This is a genomic window from Streptomyces hainanensis, assembly GCF_004348415.1.
Lineage (GTDB): Bacteria > Actinomycetota > Actinomycetes > Streptomycetales > Streptomycetaceae > Streptomyces > Streptomyces hainanensis.
This window is the reverse complement of record NZ_SMKI01000652.1, coordinates 1-3,262: the sequence shown is the minus strand read 5'-3', so window position 1 is coordinate 3,262 and position 3,262 is coordinate 1. Positions and strand designations below refer to the sequence as shown.

The following is a 3,262-nucleotide window of genomic DNA, read 5'->3' as shown; positions in this document are numbered from 1 at the left end:
GGCCGACGCCGGCACGCTGCTGGTGCACGGCCTGCCGGCCGCCCGGGTGGGCGAGGTGGCGTCGGCGGCCGCGGTCACCGTGTACGAGATCGGGGAGCGGACGGCCTCGTTGGAGGACGCGTACTTCCGGATCACCGGCGAGGCGGACGCGGTCGCGCACCGGGGTGGTGCCCGATGAGGCGGCTGGTCGGGGCGGAGTGGCTGAAGGCGCGGACGCTGCGGTCCACGGTGTGGAGCCTGGCCGGCACGGTGGTCCTCGCGACCGGTCTCGGCGCGATGCTCGGCGCCGGCCTCCGCGACCACGAGGACCGGGACTTCGCGCCGCTGGTCGCCGGCTCGCTCGGCCTGACGCTGGCCCAGCTCTGCCTGGTGGTCTTCGCGGTGCAGGCGATCGGCGGTGAGTACGCCTCGGGGACGATCCGGGCCTCGCTGCTGGCCACGCCGCGGCGGGGCGCCTTCTACGCGGCCAAGATCATCGCCACCGTGGTGCCGGCGGGAGCGGTCGCCGCGGTGGCGGTGGCGGGCGCGTTCCTCGCGGCGCAGGCGACGATGGGCGACCGGGGGGTGACGCCCTGGGCGCCCGGCGCCCCGCGCGCGCTGCTGGGCGGCTGGCTCTACCTCACGCTGATCACGCTGCTGGCCCTCGGGGTGGCGACGCTGCTGCGCCGCCCGGCCGCTGCGCTGGGGACGCTGCTGCCGCTGCTGTTCCTCGGCTCGCAGGGGCTCGGGAACGTGCCGGCGGTGGGCGCGGTGCTGCAGTTCCTGCCTGACCAGGCGGGCAGCCTCGTCCTCGGCACGGCGGGGCCGCCGGACGACCCGACCTTCGACCGGGCCTACGGCCCCTGGACGGGCGTCGGCATCCTGGCCGCCTGGTCGGCGGCCTCGCTGCTGGCCGGCTGGCTGGCGCTGCGCCGGCGGGACGCCTGAGGGAGGCGGGGGTGGACGCGCTTCGGCGCCGGGGCGGTGTCGCCCCGGCGCCGAAGCGCGTCCGGTCCGTGCTGTCGGGTCAGCCGCCCTTGGCGCGCCTGGCCAGTTTGGCCAGCGGCCCCCGGCGCCGCTTGGCGCGGGCGGTGACACGGTCGGCCAGCCGGTCCAGGTCCTCCGTCAGCCGGGCCCTGGTCTCCTCGATCTGGCCCGCTATTCGATCGGGTGAGTTCGACGGGTTCGGTGACGTGCCCATTCCGCGTCCTCCTTCAGCGTCTGGATGGTCCGCCGTGGCGCCATCGAACGGTTCCGCAGGCCGAGCCTGCCGAGCAGGAAGAGCGCGACACCGATCAGCAGCCAGGCGCCGGCGACGATCAGCGCGGACCAGGTGTTGGCCAGCACGGCGGTCAGCGCGAACATGGCGCCCAGCGAGCCGAAAACGGCCATCATGACGAGCGCGAACCCGGCGCCGCCGAACATGCCCCCGGCCCGGCCGGCGCGGCCGGCCTCCTGTCGCATCTCCGCCTTGGCCAGCTCCAGCTCCTGCCGGAACAGGGTCTGCGTGTCCGCGGCCAGGTCGGCCACCAGCTCGCCCATCGAGGCCTCGTGGTCCCCGGTGACGCGTTCTCCGGTCTGTTCCCGTTGCCGCGTCCTCCGCGAGGTCAGCGACATGGCACCTCCACCTCCTCCGAGTCGGGAAGCCAGAGCCGAGTAACCCGGGGAGGCGGAACTCAAACCGGCGGTCACCGGCCCCCGGCCTAAAGGGGCCCGGGAGGTGCCCCCAGGCGCTCGGCGCCCTCGGCGTGGCGGCGGGCGAGGACCCGGTAGCGTTCCGCGTTGGCCCGGATCCGCTCCGTGTCCTCCTCGGTGAGTTGCCGGCGCACCTTTCCGGGCACGCCCGCGACCAGCGAGCCGGGCGGCACCACGGTGCCCTCCAGCAGCACCGCGCCGGCCGCGACCAGCGAGCCCCGGCCGACCCGGACCCCGTTGAGCAGCACGGACCCCATGCCGACCAGCACGTCGTCCTCGACCACGCAGCCGTGCACCACGGCCCGGTGGCCGACGGAGACGCCCGCGCCGAGCAGCGCGGGGAAGCCGGGGTCGGCATGGACGACGGTGCCGTCCTGGAGGTTGGTGCCGGGGCCGATCCCGATCCGCTCGGTGTCGGCGCGGATCATGTCCAGGATCGGGTCGATGGCCAGCAGCAGGCCGACGCCCTCCAGCGGGAGCCCCAGGGTGGAGAGGGTCAGTGTGGTCATCACCGTCGCGCCGGTGAGCCCGGCCGTCGCGGCCGAACCGATCACCGAGACGAAGACGATCAGCACGTAGTCCTGGACGCCCAGGGTGACGTCGAAGATCTCCGCGACGAAGATCGCCGCCAGCGCCGGGTAGATCGCCGCGCAGCCGTCCATCTTGGTGGTGGCGCCGAACGGCACGGCGAACGAGCCGTACTCGCGCGGCACGCCGAGCCGCTCGGTGACCTTCTGGGTGACCGGCAGCGTGCCCACGGAGGAGCGGGAGACGAAGGCCAGCTGGATCGCGGGCCAGGCGGCCCGGAAGAAGCGCAGCGGGTCGACACCGGCCGCGAACCGCAGCAGCAGCGGGTAGACGCCGAACAGCACCAGGGCGCAGCCGAGGTAGACGCCGAAGGTGAACGTCGCGTAGTCGCCGAGCAGGTCCCAGCCGTACTCGTTGATGGACCGGCCGATCAGGCCCACCGTGCCGAGCGGGGCCAGCCGGATCACCCACCACAGCGCCTTCTGCAGCAGCGCGAGCGCCGTCTCGCCGAAGGTGATCAGCGGGGTGGCGCGGTCGCCGAGCTGGAGCGCGGCCACGCCGGTCGCGGCGGCGAGGAACACGATCTGGAGCACGTTCAGCTCGGTGAACGGCGTGATGACGTCCGTCGGGATGATGCCGGTCAGGAAGTCGAGCCAGGAGCCCTTGGTCTCCGGCGCGGAGCCGTCCGCCGGGGTGAGCCCCGAGCCGTCACCCGGGTTGGTGACCAGGCCGATGGTGATGCCGATGGCGACCGCGATCAGCGAGGTGGCCAGGAACCACAGCAGGGTCCGGCCGGCCAGCCGGGCCGCGTTGGAGACGTTGCGGAGGCTGGTGATCGAGACGGCGATGGCGAAGAAGACCAGCGGCGCGACGGCGAGGCGCAGCAGCTGGACGAAGGTGCCGCCGATCTCGTCGAGGGTGCGGCCCAGCCACTCGACCTCTTCGACGGGTGGCCGGAGGCCGAACCCGGGGGATCCTGGCTGGTCACCTCGCCGCGCGCGGGAGCCGACGTCCGCGCCATGGGCTTCGACATGGTGTCGCGCGCCAACAACCACGCCAC

Annotated in this window: 4 protein-coding genes; 1 reads left to right on the top strand and 3 read right to left on the bottom strand. The window is 74.0% G+C overall.

The window, feature by feature from the left end:
* Positions 1 to 174 precede the first annotated feature (174 nt).
* Positions 175 to 927: an ABC transporter permease subunit gene (locus E1283_RS34185; RefSeq protein ID WP_132822056.1), complete on the top strand. Its 753-nt coding sequence runs from the start codon at positions 175 to 177 to the stop codon at positions 925 to 927.
* 79 nt (positions 928 to 1,006) lie between these two features.
* Here the strand turns inward: E1283_RS34185 and E1283_RS34180 are convergent, their stop codons facing one another.
* The 3 genes from E1283_RS34180 to E1283_RS34170 all read right to left on the bottom strand — a co-directional run bounded on the left by E1283_RS34180 (position 1,007) and on the right by E1283_RS34170 (position 3,257).
* Entirely contained in the window at positions 1,007 to 1,180 is a 174-nt protein-coding gene (locus E1283_RS34180; RefSeq protein WP_132822055.1) for a DUF3618 domain-containing protein, read from the bottom strand.
* Positions 1,138 to 1,596 carry a phage holin family protein gene (locus E1283_RS34175; protein ID WP_132822054.1) on the bottom strand — a complete coding sequence of 153 codons (459 nt, stop codon included), beginning with the start codon at positions 1,594 to 1,596 and terminating at the stop codon, positions 1,138 to 1,140. The genes E1283_RS34180 and E1283_RS34175 overlap by 43 nt, the downstream gene beginning before the upstream one ends.
* 86 nt (positions 1,597 to 1,682) lie before the next feature.
* Positions 1,683 to 3,257, bottom strand: coding sequence for a cation:dicarboxylate symporter family transporter (locus E1283_RS34170; protein WP_165956351.1), 1,575 nt, complete (start codon positions 3,255 to 3,257; stop codon positions 1,683 to 1,685).
* Positions 3,258 to 3,262: the final 5 nt, after the last annotated feature.

Excerpts from the sequence above, each read along its gene's own strand:
- E1283_RS34185 (WP_132822056.1), top strand. The coding sequence starts at position 175 with ATGAGGCGGCTGGTCGGGGCGGAGTGGCTGAAGGCGCGGACGCTGCGG.
- E1283_RS34180 (WP_132822055.1), bottom strand. The coding sequence starts at position 1,180 with ATGGGCACGTCACCGAACCCGTCGAACTCACCCGATCGAATAGCGGGC.
- E1283_RS34175 (WP_132822054.1), bottom strand. The coding sequence starts at position 1,596 with ATGTCGCTGACCTCGCGGAGGACGCGGCAACGGGAACAGACCGGAGAA.